The organism is Oscillibacter sp. KLE 1728 (assembly GCF_934833455.1).
Taxonomy (GTDB): Bacteria; Bacillota; Clostridia; order Oscillospirales; family Oscillospiraceae; genus Oscillibacter; species Oscillibacter welbionis.
In genome coordinates this window covers 18,260-37,929 of the sequence record NZ_CAKVVF010000008.1, presented here as the reverse complement: position 1 = coordinate 37,929, position 19,670 = coordinate 18,260, and the positions used below count along the sequence as shown (strand labels likewise).

Genomic DNA, 19,670 nt, shown 5'->3' with positions numbered 1-19,670 from the left:
AGAGGACGGCGGACAGCCCGTAAAAAGTTTTAGGGGCACAAAAAAACTTGCAGAAAACTTGCTTTTTTGGCAGACTTCGGGTATTCTGAAAAAAATTGCCATTGGTATGACCTCTTGACGGGATCAAGAATTTTGGGAAGGGAGCGCCGCCGCACTGCGGCGGCAGGGAGATAGATGAATCGGACTTGGATTGAATTGGACAGGGAGGCCCTGGCCCACAACATCCGGCGCTACCAGAACCTTCTGCCAGCGGGCTGCCGGATCATGGGCGTGGTGAAGGCGGACGCTTACGGACACGGGGCGCGGGCGGTGGCCGCCCAGCTGTGGGAGCTGGGCATCCGCCACTTTGCCACTGCCACGCTGGACGAGGCGGTCCAGCTGCGGGAGGCCGGCATCCAGGGGGAGATCCTGATCCTGGGATACAGCGCCCCTGCGTATTTCCACCTGCTGGCAGAGCACGGGCTGACCCAGACCGCCACCTGCCCGGACCACGCCGCCCAGCTGGAGACCTACTGCCGGGAGAACGGCGTGCGCCTCAAGGTACATATCGCAGTGGACACGGGTATGCACCGCATCGGATTCCTGCCGGAGGACCTGGACGCCATCCGGCGGGTGTATGAGAACGGCGTCCTGCAGGTCACCGGCATCTACTCCCACCTCTGCGTGGCGGACACGGACGAGGAGGAACATGTGGACTTTTCCCGCCGGCAGGCGGAGACCTTCAAAAGCGTGGTGGAGTCCCTCCAGGCCCGGGGCGTGGAGCTGGGGACGGTTCACCTTCTGAGCAGCTATGCGGCGGTGAACTACCCGGAGTACGCCTATGACTACGCCCGCCTGGGCATTTTGATGTTTGGCGTCAAGAGCAGCCCGGCGGACTACCTGCGGGAGGACCTGCAGCCCATGCCGGTCATGACCCTGAAGGCCCGGATCACCTCTGTGCGGGAGATCGGACCCGGGGAGACGGTGAGCTACGGCCGGATCTTCCGGGCGGAGCGGCCCACCAAGGTGGCCTCCGTCTCCATCGGCTACGCCGACGGCATCCCCCGCTGCCTCAGCGGCGGAAAGCTGCGGGCCATCGTCCGGGGACAGTACGCCCAGGGCATCGGCCGGATCTGTATGGACCAGCTGATGCTGGACGTCACCGGCATTGAAGATGTCCGGGTGGGGGACGAGGCGGTGTTCATCGGCCGCCAGGGGGACTGTGTCATCTACGCAGAGGAGCTGGCGGAGAACGCCGGCACCATTACCAACGAGCTGTTCAGCCGCCTGGGCGCCCGGGTGGAGGGGCGCTGCTTCCGGCAGGAGGCCTGAGTGAGATGTGAGGCCGCGGAGCGGCTTTGCATAGATCAGAAACCAAGCGGGGGCCGGGCCGGCCAGCGGAACGGTGCCTGCGGAGAAAGGAGGAAGAGAGATGGAACGGTATGTGGAGTGCGAGAGCCGCGGCTTGACCCTACGGGGGATGCTGCATGTGCCGGACCAGCGGCCGGGGAAAGTACCCTTTGTGATCCTGTTCCACGGCTTCTGCGACGACCGGAACGAGATCAACTTCGTCCACACGGAGCTCTCCCGCAGGCTGTGTGAGCGGGGGATCGCCAGTGTCCGGTTCGACTTTGCCGGCAGCGGCGACAGCGACGGGCGGTTCGAGGACATGACTGTCTCCAGTGAGGTGGAAGACGGCCTTGCCATCTTGGACTATGTCAAGAGTCTGGACTTTGTGGACCAGAGCCGGATCGCGATCCACGGCCTGAGCATGGGGGGATGTGTGGCCTCCATGGTGGCGGGCCTGCGGGATGCGGACGTGTGCGCCCTGAGCCTGTGGTGCCCGGCGCCGGACGTGGTCTACAACATGAAGCACAAGATGCTCTGCGGCGTGGATGTGTCTGACATCGAGGAGAAGGGCTACGCAGACTACGAGGGCCTGCGGGTGGGCCTGGGCTTCTACCAGGATGCCTTGGAGCTGGATCCTTACGCCGTGGCGGCCAAATTCACCAAGCGCGTGAATCTGGTACACGGGGATGAGGACGTGACGGCCTCCATCCACTGTTCGGAGCGGTACAAGGAGATCTATGGAGACCGGGCGGAATTCCTGGTGGTCCATGGCGCGGAGCACCGATTCAAATCCTGTGCGTTTCGGGCCGCCCGGATGGACTCGGCTCTGGCATTCCTGACCCGGGAGCTGCTGGGCTGAACGGAGGACTCCTACGGCGCCGCGGGCGCGGTCCCGCGCCGCCGTACAATCTAGAAGGGAGAAACGAGAATGGATAAGACAAAGACAGTCAAGACGCGGAAGACCCCAACTCCGGCTTTCGCCGTGATCTCCTTCCTGGTGATCGTGGCCGTGCTGGTGGCGCTCATCAACCTGGGCGTGGACACCACTATGTCCGTGTTCATCGCGGCCCTGATCGCCGTGGTAATCGCGCTCCTGCTGGATATCCCTTGGGCGGATGTGGAAAGGACGCTGTTGCGAGTGGTGTCCGACTGCATCCCGACATTTTTGATCGTCATCATGGTGGGTATGCTGGTGGGCATCTGGATGGCCGGCGGCACGGTCCCGGCCCTGATGTACTACGGCATGAAGCTGATCTCCCCGAAAATCCTGGTGCCCCTGGCCTTCGTCCTCAGCGGGCTGACGGCGGAGTTCACCGGAACCTCCTTCGGCAGCGTGGCGACCATGGGCATTGCCCTGGTGGGCGTGGCCTCCACTACTTCCATCCCGGTACCGCTGGTCATTGCTGCGGTGGTCTGCGGTGCCTGGTTCGGCGACAAGATGTCCCCTCTGTCCGACACCACGAACCTGGCCTCCGGTGTCAGCAGGGTTCCCCTGTATGACCACATCGGGTCCATGATGTACACCACTATTCCCGCTGCACTGGTGGCGCTGGTGCTGTTTACCGCCGCCGGCCTGATGCATAGCGGCGGCGAGATGGATACGACTCGCGCCAACCTGATCTGCGACACCCTGGCGGAGCACTTCAACCTCAATCCCATCCTGATCCTGCCCGCCATCCTGGTGCTGCTGGTGTCGGTGTTCAAGCTGCCGGCCCTGCTGGGTATGGGCCTCACTGTGGTGGTCAGCATCGTGTTCGCCATGGTATTTCAGGGAGTAAACTTTGTGGAGCTGATGAACTATGCGGCCAACGGCTTCACACTGTCTACCGGCGTGGACATTGTGGACCCGATGCTCAACCGCGGCGGCATTACCAGCATGACCGGTCTGCTGATCACCTTCATGGTAGCCAGCGTCATGGGCGGCATCATCACCGCCACCGGCATCCTGGACGTGCTGGCCAAGGACGTGCTGCTGAAGTTCATCAAGAGCCGCGGCGTCCTGGTGACCGTCACTCTGATCTACTGCTACATCGTCAACTTCCTCACGGCCGGCGGCCAGACCGTGGCCATCATCGTCACCGAGCAGACCTTCGAGGACGCCTTCGACCGCATGGGCATCCACCGCAGGGTCCTCTCCCGGACGCTGGAGGATGCGGGGACCCTGAGTGCACCCATCGTCCCCTGGGGCGTTGCCACGCTGTATGTGATGGAGGTACTGGGCTGCGGCACGGAGTATATCCCGTATTGCTGGTTCATCTTCATTGTACCCATCTTCTCCATCCTCTGTGCCTTCTCCGGCTTTGGTATATGGGACAAGGACGGCAACAAGATGTGGGGCAGGAAAAAGGCTGCTGCAAAGTGATTGAGTCTGCCTGACAATACGGGCCGGCCCGATTTTCGGGCCGGCCCTTTTCGCGCGGCGCACCATGCCTGTTGCAAAGAACGGCCGCCTGCCGTATAATATTTCCATTGCAAGCACGGCCCGCCCTTCGGCGGCGGGGAAGGGAAGTGAACGGATTGGAAAAGGAGCATGGCCACACCCACGTGGGCCTTTACGTCCAGGCCATGGCCAAGTGGCTGGCGGTGGCGCTGGTCACCGGCGTCTGCTGCGGCGTGGTGGGCTCCCTGTTCCACATCGGTGTGGAGCGGGCCACAGAGCTGCGGGAGCAACATCCCTGGCTGTTGTGGTGTCTGCCGGCGGCGGGACTGGTGATCGTGGCCTTCTACAAGCTGACAAAGACGGAGGGCCAGGGCACCAACGACATCATCGACGCGGTACACCACGGAAAGCCCCTGTCCATCTGGCTGCTGCCCGCCATCTTCCTGGGGACAATTCTCACCCACCTGTGCGGCGGCAGCGCCGGACGGGAGGGCGCGGCTCTCCAGATGGGCGGCACCATCGGCCGCCATGCGGGGAACCTTTTCAATCTGGATGACCGGGACCTGCGCACCGCCACCATGGCGGGCATGGCGGCGTTTTTCTCCGCCTTGTTCGGCACACCCCTTACCGCCACGGTGTTCGCCATCGTGGTCATCAGCATCGGCGTGGTGTACCACGTGGCGTTCATTCCATGTCTGACCGCCTCCCTGGTGGCCTACTGGATTTCTGTGGAGTTGGGGGTGGCGCCCACCCGCTTTTCTGTGGCGGCGCCGGAGCTGGAGAAGCTGATGCTGCTGCGGGTGGCGGTGCTGGGCGTAGGCTGCGCCCTGGTGTCCGTTCTGCTGTGCCGGACCCTGCACTTCGCGGAGCATCAGATGAAGAGGCGCCTGCCCAATGCCTGGCTCCGCGTCCTTGTCGGTGGCGGTGCGGTCATTGCCCTGACATACCTCTGCGGGACCCGGGATTACAACGGCGCGGGCATGGATCTCATTACCGCCGCCGTGGAGCAGGGCACTGCCCGGCCGGAGGCGTTTCTGCTGAAGATTCTGTTCACCGCGGTGACGCTCTCAGCAGGGTTCAAGGGCGGTGAGGTGGTGCCCTCCTTCTTCGTGGGGGCCACCTTCGGCTGTGTGGCGGGGCCGCTGCTGGGGATTCCGGCTGGCTTCGCCGCGGCGCTGGGGCTGGCCGCTGTGTTCTGCGGGGCCACCAACTGCCCGCTGGCCTCCATCTTCCTGTCCGTGGAGCTGTTCGGGGATGGTGGGCTGCTGTATTTTGCCCTGGTCTGCGGCATCAGCTACATGCTCTCCGGCTACAATGGGCTGTACTCCAGCCAGACCATCGTCTACTCCAAGCTGAAGGCCCAGTATATCAATGTCCGCACCAACGCCTATCACGCCGGTGAGCCGGTGGCCCCCTTCCAGCAGGGAGGCGGGGAAGAGACGGAGAGGGATTGAGCACGTGCATTTTGGAAAAAGGGACGGCCGCTCACAGGGCGGCCGTCCCTTTCTAAAATGTGTTCACACCGGCGGAGCAGGATGAATGGCTCCGCTCAGGCATAGAATGAGAGCGGTGATGCGATGATGGAACTTTCCTGTGATCCGCTGGCCCTGACCACCGCTGTCAACACCCTGGCGGTCTCTCTGGCTGCCCGGCTGAACGACGAGGACCTGGAGCTGACAGCGGCGCTGCTGGTTCAGCTGGGAGAGACGCTGGAGACGATCTCCGTCCAGCGCCGCCGGACCCGCGGCGGGAGGTAGCGGCTTACTGTACCGGGCCTGTCAGCTCAGTGGGACAGGACTCGCCTGCGGCCATCTGACAGATGCCGCCGATGCCGCAGTCCACCATGCTGGACACGGCGGCATCGGTGTAAAAGGCCATGTGCTGGGTCATGATGACATTGCGGAACTGGTGGAGATAGAACCAGTTCCGATTGGGCAGAATGTCGACCCGGTGGTCGGCGTGGATGATGCCCTCGTCCCCCTCCACGGTGTCCATACCCAGGGCGCCGATTTTTCCCGTCTCGATCCCCTCAATCAGGGCCTCGATATCCGCCAGCTCGCCGCGGGAGCAGTTGACGATTACCACGCCGTCCCGCATTTTGGCGACGGACTCCCGGTTGATGATGTGGCGGTTGGAGTCCAGCAGAGGCATGTGGAGGGTGATGACATCCGACTGGGCCAGCAGGGTGTCGAAGTCCACATAGGTGACCTGGGGTTCCACTGCCGGATTGCGCCGCAGGTCATAGGCCAGAATCCGGCAGCCGAAGCCGGAGAGATTTCGGGCAACCTGGGCGCCGATCCGGCCGGTGCCGATGATGCCGATGGTCAGATCCTTCATCTCGCGGCCCTGGAGGCCGGTGAGAGAGAAGTCGTTGACCTGCCCCCGCCACAGAGCCTGCTTGTAATGCCGCAGGCACATGAGGATCATCATGACGGTGAAGTCGGCCACGCCGTTGGGGGCATAGCTGGCGCTGCACACCCGCAGGCCGATGGATCGGGCGTGGTCCAGGTCAATGTGGTCATATCCGATGGTGCGGGTGGAGAGATACCGGATGCCGAGGGCGTGATAGGCATCCAGCAGGGCCGCGTCGATGCACCCCTGGCCCAGGATGGACACGCCGATGCAGCCGGCGGCCAGAGAGGCGTTCTCCAGTGTGGGCACCGCGTCTGTGACAGACAGCTCCACTCCGTGGAGCGCCGCCTGCTTCTCCAGGTCCGCCCGTTCGTCCGGGCGGGCCTCATAGACCATAATTTTCATAGATTCCTCCAACAGGTGGCCCCGTCAACCCTTCAGCAGGCGGCGGGCCACCTCCACATTCTTCTGCTCCATGGCCTGCAGGTTCCGCACGGCGGCCGCCTGGGCCTCCGGATGGGCCGCCTGGGCCACGCACTGGTCGATCATGGCGCAGAGATTCTGCCCGGTCAGCTCTGCCAGATCCACGAACTGCTCCTGTCCGATATACCGCAGGAAGGCGGAGACCTTGGGGTCGTAGACAACACCCGCCAGGGGGATCCCCGGCCCGGCGGCGAAGATCAGCGCGTGGAGCCGCATGGACACCACTGCCTGCATCCGGCTGAGGGCGCCGATGATGGTCCCGGCGCCGCCGGCATCGTCCAGGAAATAGTGGGGGATCGTCAGCCCGCGGGCGGCCAGCTGGCCCGCACCGGGGTCCAGATGCTTTTCCACCGCCACGAACACCGGCGTCAGACCATAGGTGCGGTAGGCGTATTCCGCCGCCGCGCCGAAGAGGGGGGCCTTCTCTTCAAACCCCTTCCACCGCCGCAGGGCAAAGCAGAGGTAATTGCCGTGGGGCGGGATACCGGCGCGCAGCAGCACGCTGTCGGTCTCGTCATCCGGGGCCTTCTGCAGGATCAGCGCCGGGTCCGCAGTCAACAGGACCTCCGGCTCCGTCACCCCCATGGCCCGCAGTTCTTCCAAAGAGTCCGGCTCCCGCAGGGTGATGACATCCACATATTTGTTGATGATCTTCGCGGCCAGACTCCGGTGGCTCTCCCGGGTGACGGGGCCGATGCCGCAGCCGTACATCTGTACCCGGTTGCCGGCCCGCTTTGCCGCCCGGATATTGGCCAGATAGAACCACAGGGAGCGGCGGGAGGTCACGTCCTGGATCAGGCTGCCGCCGCCGTTGATGTACAGGCGGCTGTTCCACATGGCGGCGTGCCAGGCCAGGAAGTTGGAACGGTGCACCGCCCGCACCCGGTAGGTGAGCCGGGTGCTCCTGGGGTCCTTGCTGAGCACGGTGATGGGCATGTCCGGGTCGATGGAGCGCATCTCCTGGAGGATGGCCTCCAGAATGGCGTCATCACCTGCGTTGCCCCGGCCGTAGGCGCCGCAGATCACCACGCCGTCCCGGGCGGAGGAGCGCCGCCGGTGGCGGCGGAGGATGGAGGCGTATATCTGCAGCTGGGTGGACACGGTCTTCTGAATAGAGAACTGGGTGGACGCCTTTTCATAGAGCTTTTCCCCCAAGCGGCGGCGCAATTCATCGTCATTGCCCAGGGCGGCCAGATCGTTGCCCAGGGCTTGCCAGTCGCCGGGCTGGAAGAGATAGCCGTTCACGTCCTGGTCGATGAGATAGGGGATGCCTCCCACGGCGGTGGAGACGGTAGCCAGATGGAACCGGGCCCCCTCCGTCAGGGCATAAGGGAAGGTCTCGGACAGGCTGGTGAGGGCGTTGATGTCCAGGGCGCTGTAAAACCGGTCCATGCCGCCGGAGATCCATCCGGCGAAGCACACCTGCCGCTCTACGCCCAGCTCTGCCGCCAAGGCGGTGAGCTTGTCCTTCTCCGGCCCGTCGCCGGCGATCAGCAGCCGCAGTCGGGGGCACTTGGCGTGGCCCGCGGCGAAGCCCCGCACCAGAGTGGCCATGTCCTTCACCGGATTCATCCGGGCGGCGATGCCTACCACCACAGAGTTCTCGTCCACATCTGCGCCCAGGCTCCTCAGGTACTCCAGCCGGTCCCCCTGGGTGGGCGGGGGCGTGAAGTCGATGCCGTTATAGATGGTGTAGAACCGGTCCGCCGGGAAGCCACGGGAGATCAGCAGGTCCACCATGGCGTCGGACACGCCGATCCGGTAATCCAGCCGCCGCAGGGCCAGGGCGTTGATGGTGCCGAAGGTCAGATGGCTGAGGGGGCGGCCCATGTAGTCCAGGCGGTAGTCGCTGTGGACGGTGGTCACCACCGGCAGTCCCGTGACCTTGCGGAGCATGGCGCCGATCATGTTGGCCCGGGAGCCATGGCAGTGGATGATCTCGTAGCCGCCCTCCCGGATATAGGCCGCCAGCTTCCGCCGGGTGCGGAAGACGTTGTTGCCCCCGCAGATCATGGTGGGAATGCCCATCTGGCGGGCCTCCTCGGCAAAGGGGCCGTCCCGGAAGCACACCAGCTGGGCGGTGATGGTTTGATTCAGATGTTGCAGCAGGCTCAGCACATGGGTTTTTGCGCCGCCGGAGTCTCCGCCGCTGATGAGATGAATGACCTTCATGGAATGCCTTTCTTTCCGCTTTCCGCAAATAGGGGTTGTGAAATCGCGAGAAATATTATACAATACGAACCAGATATTGTCCAGACGACAAACGCCAAATACAGGCGCGTCCGCGCCTTTTACGGAGGAGACCATGGAACAGAAAGCAAAACGCGTTGGAAAGTTCAACATCATCGACATCATCGCCGTGATTTTGATCGTGGCGGTGGTGGCTTTTGGAGCCTGGAAGCTGCTGGGCAGCAGCGGCGGCACCGCCGCCGAGGACGGCGGCATGGTGAAGGTGACCTATGTGGTTAAGTGCGAGGGTGTGCCCACGGAGCTGTACGAGACCTGCCAGGCCCATCTGCCCTCTCCGCTGATGGCCTCCGGCGCTCTGGTGGGCGGCCAGATTGAGCGCGTGGAGATGGAGCCCTACTACGTGCTGGGCCCCGATGGGCAGTGGATCGAGGATCCGGAGCATGTGACGCTGCTCTTCACCGCCACCACGGAGACGCCTGCCGGCGAGGTCATGACCACCAAGGTGGGAGACCAGGAGGTCCGGATCGGCAAGACGGATTATATTTTGAAGAGTGAGTATATTGAGTTCTCCGGCGGCACCATCGTGGATGTCCAGTGGGAGGGACTGGCAGAAGAGTAACAGAAACGCATGAAAAGCAGAACAGGCGTCCGCCTCATTCCAAATGAGGCAGACGCCTGTTTTTCAGTTGAACGCACAGCTCTTTTACGTCTATGGGCTGTCTACCTGCAGAAGGGGCTTATCTCCACGCCTTCCAGGTGTCCCGGTTCAGCATGTTGGCGGGCATTTCTCCGCTCCGTGCCTGCCGGATGCTACTGGGAAAAAGGAATCCTGTTTTTCGTGCAGTTTCACGCCGCCAGGATCCCCTGCTGTGTACGGCGCGAGGATCACGTTGGGGAGCTCCCTCAGCCAGCTTGCTTGGGAAAATGGCTCTGCCTCAAAGACATCCGGGCAAGCGCCGGCGATCTGATGGTCGCTTAAAGCCTCGATCAGGACCTCTTCGTGAACGATCCCTCTTGGCCATGTTGACCAGAAAAGCAGACGGCTCTATCTTCGCCATACCCGGCCCCGGTTTGAATCATCCGCAGCTTCAGAGCCTTGTCCCCAAAAGAGGGAATCGGGATGTGTTCCGGGATGAGCGCATCCGCACTCTGCAAAAGGGTCCGGACAGATCCGATTCGGTGATAAAAACCTCCCGGTCAGCGGGAAGGAATGCCCTGATCTGCGTGTCTGTGGCCGCAGGGAAGCGCCCGATGATGACGAGATTCATGGACGAGTGCTCACAGGGAGTTCTTGCCCCGGGCCATATACTTGCCCGCCGGCGCCTCCACCAGGACCTTTCCGTTTTCCACGGAGAGCTGCCCCCGCAGCCACACCTGCCGGATGCCGCCGGCGGTGACGAAGCCTTCATAGGGGTTGTAGTCCACATTGGCCACGCAGTCTTCCGCTCGGATCACATGGCTGGCGCCGGGGTCGTAGACCACGATGTCCGCGTCGCTGCCGGGCCGCAGCACGCCCTTCCGGGGATAGAGACCATACAGCCGGGCGGGATTCTCGCTGAGCACCCGGCACATCTGGGCGGCGCTGATCTTCCGCTTGGCCACGCCGTAGGAGTACAGCAGCTCGCCCCGGGTCTCCACGCCGGGCAGGCCGCCTGGGATTTTGGTGAAGTCCTCCCGGCCCATGTCCTTCTGGGCCAGGGTGAAGGAGCAGTGGTCTGTGGACACGGTCTGGATAGCGCCCCGCCGCAGGCCCTTCCACAGGTGCTCCTGCTCGGCCTTGTCCCGCAGGGGCGGCGCGCACACATACCGGGCAGCGGCGGAGTAGTCCTCGTTGAAATACACGCTCTCGTCCAGCAGCAGGTACTGGGGACAGGTCTCCACATACACGGTCTGGCCCCGCTTCCGGGCGTGGTCCACCTCCAGCAGGGCCTCCCGGTTGGTGAGGTGGACGATGACCACCGGCGCGTCCGCTGCCTGGGCGATCCGCAGCAGGCGGCTCACTGCCTCAGCCTCCAGATAGGGCGGTCGGGTGCGGGGGTGGGAGGCGGGGGAGAGCTCTCCGGCGGCCTTCCGCTCGGCGATCATGCCGTCAATGACACCGGCGTTCTCGCAGTGGAAGCCGGCGATGCCCCCCAGCCGCTTCAGCTCCTTCAGTGCCCAGTAGATGTCCCGGTCGCCGATCATCATGGCGGGATAGGTGAGATACATCTTGAAAGAAGAGATGCCCTGGGCGAACATGTCCGGCAGCTCTGCCCGGATGGACTCGTTCCAGTCGTCGATGGTCATGTGGAAGCCGTAGTCGCAGAAAGTCCTGCCGTCCGCCTTCTGATGCCACAGGTCCAGGCCGTGGTGCAGGGACTCGCCCTTGTTGGGGCAGGCGAAGTCGATGACCGTAGTAGTGCCGCCCCGCAGGGCCGCCCGGGAGCCGGTGCAGAAATCATCCGCCGTGGTGGTGTTCGCCACATCCAGGTCAAAGTGGGTGTGGGCGTCGATAAAGCCGGGGAAGAGGAAACAGCCGGAGACATCCACCTCCCGGTCTGCGGCTTGAGGTCCCCGGCCCACCCAGGCGATCTTCTCCCCGTCCAGCAGCAGGTCGGCCCGCCGCTGTCCGGCACCGGTGATGATGGTCCCGCCCCTGAGCAATGTGGTCATAAATATACCTCCTTGTGTGTCTGCGGCACGATGCGGCCGCCCGGCGGCAGGCTGCCGGGAAGCTCCGGCAGACGCTTTTTTTCAGTATAACACCCGCCGCAAGGGAATGCCAGAAGTGCGGGTAGAAAAAAATTGCGCTTCTTCTACAAAAAACGTGGGATATTTCTGGTGGTTTTTTTCGAAAAATCCGCGAAGTCCCCTCTGTCCATTTTTTCCAGATGTGCTATACTATATCCATACCACGGGAGGTCATCTCCCGCGCTTTCAGAGGAGGTAACAGAATGAAAAAGAAAGTCTTGTCCCTGCTGCTGGCGGTGGTCATGACGTTCTCCCTGGCCGTCACCGCCAATGCGGCGGAAGAGACGGCACAGGATCTGGACGGCGACATCGTCATCCTGCACACCAATGATGTGCATGGCGCCATCAGCGGCTATGCCAAAGTGGCCGCGCTGAAGGACGCCTACGAGGCCCGCGGCGCCTACGTCCTGCTGATGGACGCCGGTGACTTCATCCAGGGCGATCCCACCGTCAGCACGTCTGAGGGCGCCACCGCCGTGGAGCTGATGAACCTGGCCGGCTACGACGTGGCCAGCATGGGCAACCATGAGTTCGACTACGGCTACCAGAACCTCAAGGATCTGGAGGCGGACGCCGACTTCACCATCGTGGACGCCAATGTCCTGTACAACGGCCAGGTGGCCTTTGAGGACAACGTGGTCTTCACCGCGCCCGACGGCACCAAGATCGGCGTGTTCGGCCTGGACACCCCGGAGACCGCAACCAAGGCCCACCCCGCCAAGATCCAGGGCGTGACCTTCCTGGCCGGCGATAAGATGTTCGACTGCGCGCAGGATCAGGTGGACGCACTGGAGGCAGAGGGCTGCGAGTACATCATCTGCCTGGGCCACCTGGGCATCGATGCCGAGTCCACCGGCAACCGCTCCATCGACCTGCTGGAGAAGGTGGACGGCATCGACGTGTTCATCGACGGCCACTCTCACTCCACCCTTGAGGACGTGAAGGCCGCCGCTGGCGGTACCGGGAAGGTGGGCGACACTCTGGTGACCTCTACCGGCACCAAGCTGGAGAGCGTGGGCGTGGTCACCATCGATGCCGACGGCACCATCACCACCGCCACTACCCCCGTTGCCGACCTGACCGCCACGGATGCTGATGTGGCTGCCCGCGCCGCCAAGATCCAGGCGGAGATCGACAAGGAATACGGCACGGTGTTTGCAAAGACCGAAGTGGCCCTGAACGGCGAGAAGGAGCCCGGTAACCGTACCGAGGAGACCAACCTGGGCGACCTGATCTGCGACGCTCTGGTCTGGGGCGCCGAGCGTGAGGGCACTGAGGTGGACGCGGCTGTCACCAACGGCGGCGGCATCCGCGCCTCCATCGCCGCCGGCGACATCACCAAGAAGGATATCAACACTGTGCTGCCCTTCGGCAACACCCTCTCCATCGTGAAAGTCACCGGCGCCGAGCTGCTGGAGGCTCTGGAGGCTTCCACCTACTGCACGCCCACCTCCATCGGCGGCTTCCCCCAGGTGAGCGGCATCGAGTTCACCGTGGACACCACCAAGGCCTATGACCAGGGCGAGCAGTATCCCGGCTCCACCTACTACGGCCCCAAGAGCATCCAGCGCGTCACCATCGAGACCGTGGGCGGCGAGCCCTTTGATGCCAACGCCACCTACACCATCGCCACCAACGACTTCATGGCCGCCGGCGGCGACACCTACTATGCGTTCGCGGCTGCCTCCGTCAACTATGACCTGGGCCTCTCCATGGATGAGGTGGTCATGGACTACATCACCGACGAGCTGAAGGGCACCGTCACCGAAGAGGCCTACGGTCAGCCCGCTGGCCGCATCACTGTTGACCAGGGCCTGGCCTTCACCGACGTGGCGGCGACCTCTCCCTACTATGACGGCATTGAGTGGGCCGTGGACGAGGGCATCACCAACGGCACCACCGCCACCACCTTCTCTCCCTACCAGAACTGCACCCGTGCCCAGATCATCACCTACCTGTGGCGCGCCGCCGGTTCTCCGGAGCCTGCTAGCACGGAACCCGCCTATACCGATGTGACGGACACCAGCCTGTACTTCTTCAAGGCCGTCCAGTGGGCCAGTGAGCAGGGCCTGGTGAAAGGCGAGACCTTTGATCCCTATGCGGGCTGCACCCGCGCCATGGCGGTGTACTTCATGTGGGTTGCCGCCGACAGTCCTGAGGCCGCTGCTGCTTCCTTCACCGATGTGGCCGCTGACGCGGACTACGCCGCCGCGGTGAACTGGGCCGTGGCCCAGGGCGTCACCCTCGGCACCGGCGACGGCAGCACGTTCTCTCCCGACACCGTCTGCCAGCGGGGCCAGATTGTGACCTTCCTGTACCGGGCCGCCAACGCCGCTGCCTGAGCGACAGAAGTCAGATCTTCTCAAATCACAAAACAACAGCCGCAGGGAACGCTCCCTGCGGCTGTTGTCTATCTGCCTTACCGGCCCCGCCGGCTGTACTCCAGAATAGGGATGCCGTCTGAGACCGTGCAGCGGTCCAGATGGAGTTCCACCGGCGGAATCCCCTCCTGAAATAGCCGCCGGCCCTTGCCCCGGATCACCGGCAGGATGCCGACGATATACCGGTCTACGGCGTCGGCGCGAATGAAGTCGGAGGCCAGCTCTCCACCGCCGAACAGCCAGATGTGCTTGCCGGGCCGGTCCTTCAGCGCCAGAACTTCCGCCACCACATCGGCGGAGAGAAAGACAACCCTGCCCTCCGGCGCTCGAGGTGTCCGGGAGGCCACCAGGAATCGCTTTTCCGCCGCTTCGGGCAGAGAACTAAGGCAGTCCTCATAAGCCTTTCGACCCATAACGATGGTGTCGCAGGATGCCAGGAAGCCGTCGAAGTCGAAGTGGTCCGCCGTGTCGGCCCGGACATCTCCCTGGCCGCTGATCCATGCGAAGCCGCCGTCCTCATCGCAAATGAAGCCATCCAGGCTGATTGCCAGATTCAAGATGATGTCCCGTGCCATACATGTCCTCCTGTCAAAAAGATGGGAGAACGATCATACCACATCTCGCCGTCTGCTGGCAAGTCCCGCAGGCGGACAAAAAATGCCGTGGCCGGAGGCAGCTGCCACCCGCCACCGACCGTTCACTTCATCTCCGCACTCTTCTCATAGGCGGCGATGACCGCCTCCATCACTGCGCTGCGGAACCCGCCGGCCTCCAGCGCCCGGACGCCCTGGATGGTGGCGCCGCCGGGGGAACAGACCGCATCCTTCAGCGCACCGGGATGGCGGCCCGTCTCCAGCATCAGCCGCGCGGCGCCGATCAGCGTCTGGGCGGCGCACTCCATCGCCATGGGACGGGTGAGGCCGCAGGCCACGCCGCCGTCCGCCATGGCCTCGATGAAGAGGTCCACAAAGGCCGGTCCGCAGCCGGCCACGGCGCTGCCGGCGTCCATCAGATGGTCGTCCAGGGGCAGCAGCCGCCCGGCGCCTGCCATGTTCTCCAGGAACGCCGCTTCCTCCTCCGCCGTGACGCCGTCGCAGGTGTAGAAGATCACGCCCTCCCCGATGGCAGAGGGGGTATTGGGCATGATGCGGATCAGGGGCCAGTCCCTGCAGCCCCGCTCCCGCAGGTCGGGGATGGTGAGGGCCGCCGCCATGGACACCAGCACGAACCGGTCCTTCCGCGCCGCCAGCACGGGGCCGATCTTCTCCATCAGCCCTGCCACCATATAGGGCTTCACGCCCAGGAAGATGTAATCTGCCCCAGCGGCCACCGCCGCATTGTCCACAGCCCGGCAGTCCAGCTCCTGGGCCAGGGCCTCCGCTTTGGCGGCGGAGCGGTTCGCCAACAGGATCTCCCCGCCGGACAGCCGCTTGCGGGCCGCCCGGGCCAGGGCGCCGCCCATATTTCCGGTGCCGATAAAACCAAATGTCGCCATTGTGCATCAACCTCTTTTTTCAAATCAGAATCAGATGTTCAGCTTCGCTTTTTTCCGCAGCACCATCCTGTCGGACCCAGGGCCGCGCCGCCCAGGATCACCAGTCCGTAAACAGCGCAGGGAAGGTACAGCTGCACCAGTGCTATTCCGGTACCAGGCCCGCCGGAGACAGTGCGCATCTGCAGGTACAGCCCCATCGCCGCAGCGGAACAGACCGCCGACGGGATGCCCAGCGCCTGCTTCAGGTGTCTGGCGGGGATGAGCAGCACGGTCGACAGAAGCGCTGCAGCCAGCAGGGAGAGAATGATCGCCGCCATAGAGACCATCCCCTCTTGGTGTTTTAACTTCCGGCAGGCGCTTACCGCACCTGTCCCTCACCGTAAATGACGTACTTGCAGCTGGTCAGCTCCTCCAGTCCCATGGGGCCCCGGGCGTGCATCTTCTGGGTGGAAATGCCGATCTCCGCCCCCAGACCGAACTCGCCGCCGTCTGTGAACCGGGTGGAGGCGTTGACGTACACCGCCGCCGCATCCACGTGGTCCAGGAAGTGCTGGGCCTTGAAGTAGTTCTTCGTGATGATGGCCTCGGAGTGCTGGGTGCCGTGGGCATTGATGAAATCGATGGCCTCATCCATGCCGCCTGCCGTCTTGACAGCCAGGATGTAGTCGTCGTACTCGGCGTCCCAGTCGCTGTCTTCTGCCGGTACCGCCCGGGTGCCCAGGATCTCCAGGGCCTCCGGGTCCGCCCGCAGCTCCACGCCCTTCTCATCCAGAAGGGGAAGGGCCTTTTTCCAGAAGTCCGCCGCCACGTCCCGGTGGACCAGCACGCACTCCACGGCGTTGCACACAGAGGGACGGGAGCACTTGGCATTGAAGAGGATGCTGGCACCCATGTCCAGGTCTGCCTCATCGTCGATATAGATGTGGCACACGCCCTCGCCGGTGCGGATCACTGGTACGCTGGCCTCCTTGGCCACGGCCCGGATCAGCCCGGCGCCACCCCGGGGGATCAGCACGTCCACATAGCCGTCCAGGTGCATCAGCTCATTGGCGGTCTCGTGGCTGGTGTCCTGTACCAGGGAGATGCAGTCCTCCGGCAGACCTACGGACCGCAGGGCCTGACGCATCAGCTCCGCCACACAGCGGTTGGAGCGGATGGCCTCCTTGCCGCCTCGGAGGATACACACATTGCCGGACTTCAGGCACAGCGCCGCAGCGTCTACGGTGACGTTGGGCCGGGCCTCAAAGATGATGGCGATGACCCCCAGGGGCACCCGCCGCCGGCCGATGATAAGGCCGTTGGGCCGGGTTTCCATCTTGTCCACTCTGCCGATGGGATCCGGAAGGGCAGCCACCTGCCGCACGCCGTCCACGATGCCTGCCACCCGTTCCGGCGTCAGGGTCAGCCGGTCCAGCATGGCGGGGCGCATCCCCGCCTCCTTCGCGGCGGCCACGTCCTCTGCGTTGGCGGAGAGCCACTCTGTCTGCCGCTCTGTCAGAACGTCCGCAATGGCATTCAGCGCCGCGTTTTTCCTGGCCGTCCCGGCGGTGGCCAGAACGTAGGTGGCGGCCTTTGCCGCCTGTCCCTGCTGCTGTAATGCTGTCATATCGTCACACCTTTCTTGAAAGAGGAATTAGGAGTTGGAAATTTAGGGGTCCGGCGGATCCGGACGAATTTCAAATCATTCCGCTGGGGGTGCAATCCATCAATTCCTAGTTTTCCCCGATACAAATCGCGTTCCAATGTCCTTCCCCTCCGCGATGCCGTACAGGTCTTCCATCCGGCTGCCGTTGGTGATGACCATATCGCACCCGGCCTCCATGGCAATGCGGGCAGCGGAGAGCTTGGTGGCCATGCCGCCGGTGCCCCGCCAGCTGCCGGCGCCGCCGGCCATCTCCAGGATCTCCGGCGTCAGCTCCGTCACCTGGTGGAGGAGCTTTGCCTCCGGGTGAGTCTTGGGGTCCGCGTCGTACAGCCCATCGATGTCGCTGAGCAGTACCAGCAGATCCGCCCGGCACAGCTCCGCCACGATGGCAGAGAGGGTGTCGTTATCGCCCAGGACCTTATGGCGTCCGGTCTCGATCTCGGCGGAGGAGACGGAGTCATTCTCGTTCACCACAGGGATGACCCCCATCTCCAGCAGGGCGGAGAAGGTGTTGGACAGGTGCTCCGCCCGCTCCGGGTCCTCCACATCATCTCCTGTCAGCAGGATCTGGGCCATGGAGCGGTTGTACTCGGAGAAGAATTTGTCGTAAATGTGCATCATCCGGCACTGGCCCACCGCAGCGGCTGCCTGCTTCATCCGCAGCTCCTTCGGCCGCTCGGACAGCCCCAGCTTGGCGGTGCCCACAGCGATGGCACCGGAGGACACCAGGATCACCTCATGCCCCATGCCCTGGAGATCCGCCAGGGTCCGCACCAGATGTTCCATGCTCCAAAGGTCCAACGCGCCGGAGTTATGGGTGAGGGTGGAGGTGCCCACCTTCACCACAATGCGCTGTTTGTTCTGTTCCAAAGTTATGTTCCTCCTTGGGTGGTAATTGGTATCATATCGCTGATCCCCAGCAGTTCCAAGGCGTCCTGGTAGTCCCCGGAGGTGACGTTTTCCTCCAGCTGGGCCATGATCTCCTTGCAGGAAAGTCCAGTTTCAATATCCCACAGGGGACGGCAGATAGTCAGTATCTGAGAAAGTGCCTCCAGATCCAGATAATTGCTCTCCAATAGCGTTTCCTCTAGTGCCAAGAGATAGAGATACACGTGGGGATGCGGGGAAGTCTCTCTCCCGGCGTTGGAGACATAGTCCTGTTTGAGGGCAACAGAGGTCCGCCGCACCCGGACTAGGTTTTCCTGAATGCGATCATCCTCCAAGGGAGCCTCCAGGGCAAGAATATCCGGATCACCCAGATCCTCAGATAGGGCACAAAGGTACTGGTCCAGCATTTGCAGGCTCCGTCGGAAGGCTTCCCGTTGCCCCACCGCTTCTTGCTCCACCTGAACAGAGCCCCCCATTCCAAAAGCCATAACTAGAGCGGCGCAAACAATCAGGATCTGAGCCCAGGGGATTTGAAAATGCTGTTTCATAGGAATCTCCTTATTGAGAAGGGCCAGAGTAGGAGATTAGATACTTTAGATATTTTATTATATCACAGGAACCGGCAAAAAGAAAGTCCAGCGCGTACTTTTCATAAAATTGCAGAGAATACCGGGGAAAAGGAGGGTTTACCATGACAGAACGCACCAAACCTGCGGACACCACAGAGGAAAATGACGAGAGCGGAAAGGACGGCGCCCAGCAGATCGTGGACTTCGGCTCCGCCCTGACCAAAACGCCCCACGGCTCCGTGTACTGCATGACCATCATCGGCCAGATCGAGGGCCACAACACCGCCGCCAGCGGTGCCAAGACCACCAAGTACGAGCATGTGCTGCCCCTGCTGGCCAAGCTGGAGGAGAGCGACGAGGTGAACGGCGTCCTCTTCCTGCTGAATACCGTGGGCGGCGACGTGGAGGCGGGCCTTGCCATCGCGGAGCTGATCGCCGGCATGACAAAGCCTACGGTCTCCATCGTCCTGGGAGGAAGCCATTCCATCGGCGTGCCTTTGGCAGTGGCTGCCCGACGGAGCTTTGCCGTCCCCAGCGCCGCCATGACCATCCACCCGGTCCGCATGAGCGGCACGGTCATCGCCGCCCCCCAGACCTACAACTACTTCCAGCGGCTTCAGGATCGGATCGTGGCCTTCGTCTCCAGCCACAGCCAGATCACGGCTCAGAAGTTCCAGGCCCTGATGCTGAAAAAGGACGATATGGCCGCCGACGTTGGCAGTGTGGTCTATGGAGAGGAGGCAGTGTCCCTGGGCATCATCGACCAGGTGGGCGGCCTCTCTGACGGACTCCAGTGCCTCTACCGCCAGATCGAGGAGGCCAAAGGAAAGCGGGAGACATCCTGACCTCAAACCGCGGGACAGGAAAAACGGCAGGCGGGGAGCCTACGGGCTCCCCGCCTGTCTTGTATTTCGTCAGGGTCAGTTTCCAGTCCGGTCCGTCCGCCGTCTTGCTGACCTGATAGCCCTGGGAGTGGGCGAAGCGGGTGATGTTCTCCACCGCTGCGCCGGCCTCCGCCAGGACTTCCACCATGGCGGGCCGATCCTTCAAGGCCTTCTGCACCATCAGCACCGGGGTGGGGCAGATGTATCCGCGGGTATCTACCATATCAAATTCCCCTTTCGCCGCGATATGCGGCACAGATTCAAGGATTTTCCCTGTGCAAAATGGGAAAATTTTCCGCCATCGCCGGTTGCCTGTCAGGACAGGGCGATAGACGATTTTCATA

At 63.1% G+C, this 19,670-nt stretch carries 19 protein-coding genes; 8 read left to right on the top strand and 11 right to left on the bottom strand.

What is annotated here, in order from left to right; translation table 11 throughout:
- The first annotated feature begins 174 nt into the window (after nt 1-174).
- From vanT to QVE23_RS01710, 5 genes are all read left to right on the top strand, one after another.
- Nucleotides 175-1,311 (top strand): serine racemase VanT catalytic subunit, encoded by a 1,137-nt coding sequence (vanT, locus tag QVE23_RS01730; RefSeq protein WP_287967483.1) that lies wholly within the window; start codon nt 175-177, stop codon nt 1,309-1,311.
- Nucleotides 1,312-1,411: 100 nt separating this feature from the next.
- Complete coding sequence (locus QVE23_RS01725; protein ID WP_021748224.1) at nt 1,412-2,188, top strand: alpha/beta hydrolase; 777 nt, start codon at nt 1,412-1,414, stop codon at nt 2,186-2,188.
- 69 nt (nt 2,189-2,257) lie between these two features.
- Nucleotides 2,258-3,691 carry a Na+/H+ antiporter NhaC gene (gene nhaC / locus QVE23_RS01720; RefSeq protein WP_021748223.1) on the top strand — a complete coding sequence of 478 codons (1,434 nt, stop codon included), beginning with the start codon at nt 2,258-2,260 and terminating at the stop codon, nt 3,689-3,691.
- Between the two features lie 203 nt (nt 3,692-3,894).
- Entirely contained in the window at nt 3,895-5,163 is a 1,269-nt protein-coding gene (locus tag QVE23_RS01715) for a chloride channel protein (protein ID WP_287967484.1), read from the top strand.
- 123 nt (nt 5,164-5,286) lie between these two features.
- A complete protein-coding gene (locus QVE23_RS01710) occupies nt 5,287-5,466 on the top strand; it encodes a DUF6774 domain-containing protein (protein ID WP_021748221.1) in 180 nt (59 codons plus the stop codon).
- Nucleotides 5,467-5,470: 4 nt separating this feature from the next.
- Here QVE23_RS01710 and QVE23_RS01705 read toward each other — a convergent pair whose 3' ends face one another.
- On the bottom strand, nt 5,471-6,466 hold the full coding sequence (locus tag QVE23_RS01705) for a D-isomer specific 2-hydroxyacid dehydrogenase family protein (RefSeq protein WP_287967482.1): 996 nt from the start codon (nt 6,464-6,466) through the stop codon (nt 5,471-5,473).
- A 24-nt stretch (nt 6,467-6,490) separates the two neighbouring features.
- On the bottom strand, nt 6,491-8,716 hold the full coding sequence (csaB, locus tag QVE23_RS01700; protein ID WP_287967480.1) for a polysaccharide pyruvyl transferase CsaB: 2,226 nt from the start codon (nt 8,714-8,716) through the stop codon (nt 6,491-6,493).
- 133 nt (nt 8,717-8,849) lie between these two features.
- Between csaB and QVE23_RS01695 the strand changes: the two genes are divergently transcribed.
- The gene (locus QVE23_RS01695; RefSeq protein WP_025544279.1) at nt 8,850-9,353 is read left to right on the top strand and encodes a DUF4330 domain-containing protein; all 504 of its coding nucleotides are present in this window, start codon (nt 8,850-8,852) and stop codon (nt 9,351-9,353) included.
- 147 nt (nt 9,354-9,500) lie between these two features.
- On the opposite strand, the gene QVE23_RS10895 is transcribed toward QVE23_RS01695, so the two are convergent.
- Nucleotides 9,501-9,743 carry an NAD(P)-dependent oxidoreductase gene (locus tag QVE23_RS10895; RefSeq protein WP_353847663.1) on the bottom strand — a complete coding sequence of 81 codons (243 nt, stop codon included), beginning with the start codon at nt 9,741-9,743 and terminating at the stop codon, nt 9,501-9,503.
- A 269-nt stretch (nt 9,744-10,012) separates the two neighbouring features.
- Nucleotides 10,013-11,386, bottom strand: coding sequence for a dihydropyrimidinase (gene hydA, locus QVE23_RS01690; protein WP_021748215.1), 1,374 nt, complete (start codon nt 11,384-11,386; stop codon nt 10,013-10,015).
- A gap of 281 nt (nt 11,387-11,667) precedes the next feature.
- Here hydA and QVE23_RS01685 point away from each other — a divergent pair, with 281 nt between their 5' ends.
- Nucleotides 11,668-13,806, top strand: a complete 2,139-nt coding sequence (locus QVE23_RS01685; RefSeq protein WP_287967479.1) for a 5'-nucleotidase C-terminal domain-containing protein — start codon at nt 11,668-11,670, stop codon at nt 13,804-13,806.
- 77 nt (nt 13,807-13,883) lie between these two features.
- On the opposite strand, the gene QVE23_RS01680 is transcribed toward QVE23_RS01685, so the two are convergent.
- The 6 genes from QVE23_RS01680 to QVE23_RS01655 all read right to left on the bottom strand — a co-directional run bounded on the left by QVE23_RS01680 (nt 13,884) and on the right by QVE23_RS01655 (nt 18,208).
- Nucleotides 13,884-14,420 carry a dihydrofolate reductase family protein gene (locus QVE23_RS01680; protein ID WP_021748212.1) on the bottom strand — a complete coding sequence of 179 codons (537 nt, stop codon included), beginning with the start codon at nt 14,418-14,420 and terminating at the stop codon, nt 13,884-13,886.
- Between the two features lie 122 nt (nt 14,421-14,542).
- Nucleotides 14,543-15,340 (bottom strand): pyrroline-5-carboxylate reductase, encoded by a 798-nt coding sequence (proC, locus tag QVE23_RS01675; RefSeq protein ID WP_276895679.1) that lies wholly within the window; start codon nt 15,338-15,340, stop codon nt 14,543-14,545.
- Between the two features lie 38 nt (nt 15,341-15,378).
- Nucleotides 15,379-15,657, bottom strand: coding sequence for a hypothetical protein (locus QVE23_RS01670; RefSeq protein WP_287966604.1), 279 nt, complete (start codon nt 15,655-15,657; stop codon nt 15,379-15,381).
- Nucleotides 15,658-15,698: 41 nt separating this feature from the next.
- Nucleotides 15,699-16,946, bottom strand: coding sequence for a glutamate-5-semialdehyde dehydrogenase (locus tag QVE23_RS01665; protein WP_021748208.1), 1,248 nt, complete (start codon nt 16,944-16,946; stop codon nt 15,699-15,701).
- A 99-nt stretch (nt 16,947-17,045) separates the two neighbouring features.
- A complete protein-coding gene (gene proB, locus QVE23_RS01660) occupies nt 17,046-17,861 on the bottom strand; it encodes a glutamate 5-kinase (protein ID WP_081692217.1) in 816 nt (271 codons plus the stop codon).
- Complete coding sequence (locus QVE23_RS01655; protein WP_502919054.1) at nt 17,858-18,208, bottom strand: hypothetical protein; 351 nt, start codon at nt 18,206-18,208, stop codon at nt 17,858-17,860. The genes proB and QVE23_RS01655 overlap by 4 nt, the downstream gene beginning before the upstream one ends.
- A 356-nt stretch (nt 18,209-18,564) precedes the next feature.
- On the opposite strand from QVE23_RS01655, the gene QVE23_RS01650 reads away from it, so the two are divergent.
- The gene (locus tag QVE23_RS01650) at nt 18,565-19,287 is read left to right on the top strand and encodes a ClpP family protease (protein WP_036628435.1); all 723 of its coding nucleotides are present in this window, start codon (nt 18,565-18,567) and stop codon (nt 19,285-19,287) included.
- On the opposite strand, the gene QVE23_RS01645 is transcribed toward QVE23_RS01650, so the two are convergent.
- Nucleotides 19,199-19,549, bottom strand: coding sequence for a sulfurtransferase TusA family protein (locus QVE23_RS01645; protein ID WP_287967477.1), 351 nt, complete (start codon nt 19,547-19,549; stop codon nt 19,199-19,201). The genes QVE23_RS01650 and QVE23_RS01645 overlap by 89 nt on opposite strands.
- Nucleotides 19,550-19,670 lie beyond the last annotated feature (121 nt).